At 36.9% G+C, this 3,587-nt stretch carries 3 protein-coding genes; all 3 read right to left on the bottom strand.

From position 1 onward, the window contains the following. Positions 1-325: 325 nt before the first annotated feature. Complete coding sequence (locus GQR46_RS17560) at positions 326-1,027, bottom strand: VpsP family polysaccharide biosynthesis protein (protein WP_165741760.1); 702 nt, start codon at positions 1,025-1,027, stop codon at positions 326-328. Beyond that, positions 1,020-1,748, bottom strand: a complete 729-nt coding sequence (locus GQR46_RS17555) for a CpsB/CapC family capsule biosynthesis tyrosine phosphatase (protein ID WP_165741758.1) — start codon at positions 1,746-1,748, stop codon at positions 1,020-1,022. Before GQR46_RS17555 ends, GQR46_RS17560 begins: the two co-directional genes overlap by 8 nt. Positions 1,749-1,762: 14 nt before the next feature. Continuing rightward, positions 1,763-3,587: polysaccharide biosynthesis tyrosine autokinase (locus tag GQR46_RS17550; RefSeq protein WP_206009664.1), on the bottom strand; the 1,825-nt coding region annotated here is incomplete at its 5' end.

The following is a 3,587-nucleotide window of genomic DNA, read 5'->3' as shown; positions in this document are numbered from 1 at the left end:
TGTCTTCTCATTTGCTCCTCATTCTCTTCTCTTTGTGCAATTGGTTTTTCAGATTTAACTTTAACGTGACCCGCTTCACGATTATAAGTAAGCAGCACGTCTTGTAGGGATACAATACGAGCTGCTTGCTGCCGTTTAAAGCAACGCTTTTACCAATAAAACAAGTATTCACAAAGAGGTTTTGAGACGCTGCGCTTTTAGATAAGTGAAAAATCAGTCAGTTGAATAGATCACTTGGTGTCTTCTCATTTACTCCTCATTCTCTTCTCTTTGTGCAATTGGTTTACGCTTTAACGTAAACAGGCTAAACACTTTCAAAACCAACCTAATTACAATGTTTTTTAAACATCCATCTTGTTCTAACGGCTTCAAAGTCGGGGCCAAATTTAAGCGATAAACATAAAATAGGCAAAGCATCAGCTTGCTTAGCTACATCAAAAACTTGATAAAATTTATAACCATATTTAACGGCTAAATTTAGTTCAGCAACATACAACGCTTTATACTTTGGAGGGAGTTGCTGCCAGTTCATTAGCGCTATTTGAATAATACCAAGCTGCACATCAAACTTGTAAGGACCGAATTTTTTAGCCTGCTGAATATACTCATATACGCGCTCTGTCGGCCCTTCTTGATAACTAACTACTTGTGCCAGTGCTATCCATGTTTCTGACCATGTTTGCCTTAACTCTAATGACTTTAATAGATCTTTTTCTGCTTGTTGATAAACCAAAAGATTATTTTTATTTTGCTCGCTAGTTACAGCTAGATTGAGCATTTTTATATAAGCACTTAACTGCCAGTAATGAGATTGAGTTGGTTCTAATTCTACAGCAAGGATAATAGCGTCATTAGCAAGTTTGAGCTCTACAGCAGTAATTGAACCTTTGGGCTGCTTCAAAATATTGAGTGCATTAAAATACCATGTATTTGCACGCATACTTTGTAAGCTTTGATAACCTATAGCTAATATAATAACTGCAAGTATAGCAATTTTTGTGAGGCGGTTTGTATTTAAATTAATCATTAAACAACGACTCTGTTAAACGCTTAGGATTAGTAAAAAATAAATCAAGTGCATCATTTTGACCAATTAGCTCGCTCACTATTTGCTTAGCTTTACTTAAAATAGGAGGCCTACGCTTAACTGAATGAGCATCAGATGCAACATAAGTTACTAAACCCTTTTTTAGCATATCAATACTAATATTTTTTGCAGTTTCGCCCCATGCACCTTCAATGCTTGAAGCCGTTAATTGAAACTCACACCCTAATTGCTTTAAACGCTCAATATAAAAAGGATTGGCTTGAATATCGCGATTACGCTCAGGGTGAGGAATAATCACCTTTATATTTTGTTTAGCTAGCCAATTTATAAACTTATCGTAACCTTGCGGTACATGCGAGTGTGGGAGTTCTAATAATAAATAATTTACTGAATTAAGCGTACCAATAAACGGGAGTTTATTACCAAGCACTAAACTCATTAGTTCTACATCAAGCCTAACTTCAGCGGCCACTGCTAGTTTAATACCAATATTATTTACTAATGCCTGTGCTTTTAAATTAGTAAGTTCGCTATACAATTGCGAGGCCGAGTTATTAAATCGCCCAATATGTATATGTGGCGTGGCAACCATATGAGTTATTCCATCATTTTGCGCAATAGTTAATAGTGCTAAAGACTCATTTAAGTCTTTAGCACCATCATCAACACCTGGCAAAATATGGGAATGAATATCAATCATAGATTTGCATTTAACTATGCATTAGGTTGTTCAGGTTTTTGCGAGTAATCGAAGTAATCGTAATAACCATGGCTATGCTCGTCTTTACTTTTACTCATATCTACTTGGTTAAGCACAATACCTGCAACATGGGCTTTAGATTCAAACAAACGTTCAATACCTGCTTTAATAGGCTTAATTCGCGTAATATCAGACTTAACAACATAAATTACCGAGTCTGTACTTTGCGCGATAACTAACGCATCACTCACAGCCTGTGTAGGTGGTGTATCAATAATTATATGGTCATACTTAGTTTTTAATATATCGAGTACTTCACTAAAGCGTGCGTTAGATAAAAGCTCTAACGGGTTACTAGGTATTTGGCCACTGGGCATGATTGCTACACCTGACTCCACATCAACATGTACACATTCACTTAGCTGCTCCGTACCAACAATTAAATTACTTAAGCCTGGGTGAAATACCGGAATATCAAAGCGTTTAGCAATACTTGGTTTACGTAAATCTGCATCAATTAATAATACTTTACCCATTTGTGCAAGCGACATAGCTAAATTAGCTGAGGTTGTGGTTTTACCCTCACCCGGAGCACTTGATGTTACGGCAATAACTTTGTGATCACGCTCTAACTGGGTTAATAGCAAACTAGTTCTGAACGTCCGTACCGACTCTGCAAAACGCCTATAGTTATCATCCAGATAAGCGTGTATCGGAAACACGCTATTTTTTGGTGTTTGTACATGCGGTAATAAACCCAGCATACGCTGTCCCAACTTATTTTCAATATCACTCTTTGCTTTTATGGTGTCATTCAACCGTTCAAAAACAATACTTAAAAAAGCAGAAAAGATAAAACTAAACAGAAAGGCAAGGACTATCAATAACTTCTTATTAGGCTTACTTGGATCTTTCGGGGAATAAGCTCTATCAGTAAAACGCGCTACAGCAGAGCTAAAATCACTGGTTACTTCAGTTTCTTTGGAGCGAGATAAAAACGTGTTGAATATATTGCGGTTAGTCTCAACTTCACGCTTTAATTGGTTATATTGAGTTTCTTTACGTGTAATGCCTTGGTATTCAGCACGTATTTTAACTAAATCACGCTCAAGTGCACTCACTGTACGTGTAATACGGTTTAGCTCTTTTTCAATACCGGTAATAAGGCCTTTAATTTGCTTATTTAAATTGTTTTTTACCGTTGCAAGCTCAGCTTGAGCAGAGATCATACGAGGGTGTTTAGGTCCATAAACCTCACCTAAGTCACTTAATTTACGCTCAACTAAAATAACTTCACGCTTTACATCCTGTATTACTTTATGCGATGTGATTTCAGGCATACTTCCTAAAAGCTCTAAATTGTTATTGCCATACTCACTTATTACACGATTAATACTTTCAAGATTATTTTTTTCATTACGTGCAACAATTAACTGCTGGGATATTTGCTCAAGCTCTTGCGTAGCAAGCCCTGCGATACCTTCAATATCAACTAATTGTTGCTGTTCTCGGTAGGCTTGTAAGCGTGCCTCTGAATCGTCGAGCTGAATACGTAGCTGTGACAAGCGTGTATTTAGCCAGCTAGAAGCTTGTTGCGTAATTCCCATCTTTGCACGCATTTGGGTTTCAATGTAGACCTCACCTACAGTATTTGCTATGAGCGCAGCTAATTTAGGATCGCTTGATTCAAAACTAATTTTTACCAGTTGTGTATTTTGGATTGGTGCAACTGTCAAATTCTCTTTAAATATTGAAACTAGGGAAAGCATCTTATGATCCGCGATCTCAAGTAGAGACAAAGAATTCAATTCAGGAGAGCTTATGAATGGAAGAAAAGAA

This window comes from Pseudoalteromonas sp. Z1A6, assembly GCF_011378745.1.
Lineage (GTDB): Bacteria > Pseudomonadota > Gammaproteobacteria > Enterobacterales > Alteromonadaceae > Pseudoalteromonas > Pseudoalteromonas arctica.
The sequence above is the reverse complement of the archived record's forward strand: the minus strand, read 5'-3'. Positions and strand labels throughout refer to the sequence as shown.

Bases quoted from the DNA above. Each gene is read 5' to 3' on its own strand.
- GQR46_RS17560 (WP_165741760.1), bottom strand. From the start codon at position 1,027: ATGATTAATTTAAATACAAACCGCCTCACAAAAATTGCTATACTTGCA.
- GQR46_RS17555 (WP_165741758.1), bottom strand. From the start codon at position 1,748: ATGATTGATATTCATTCCCATATTTTGCCAGGTGTTGATGATGGTGCT.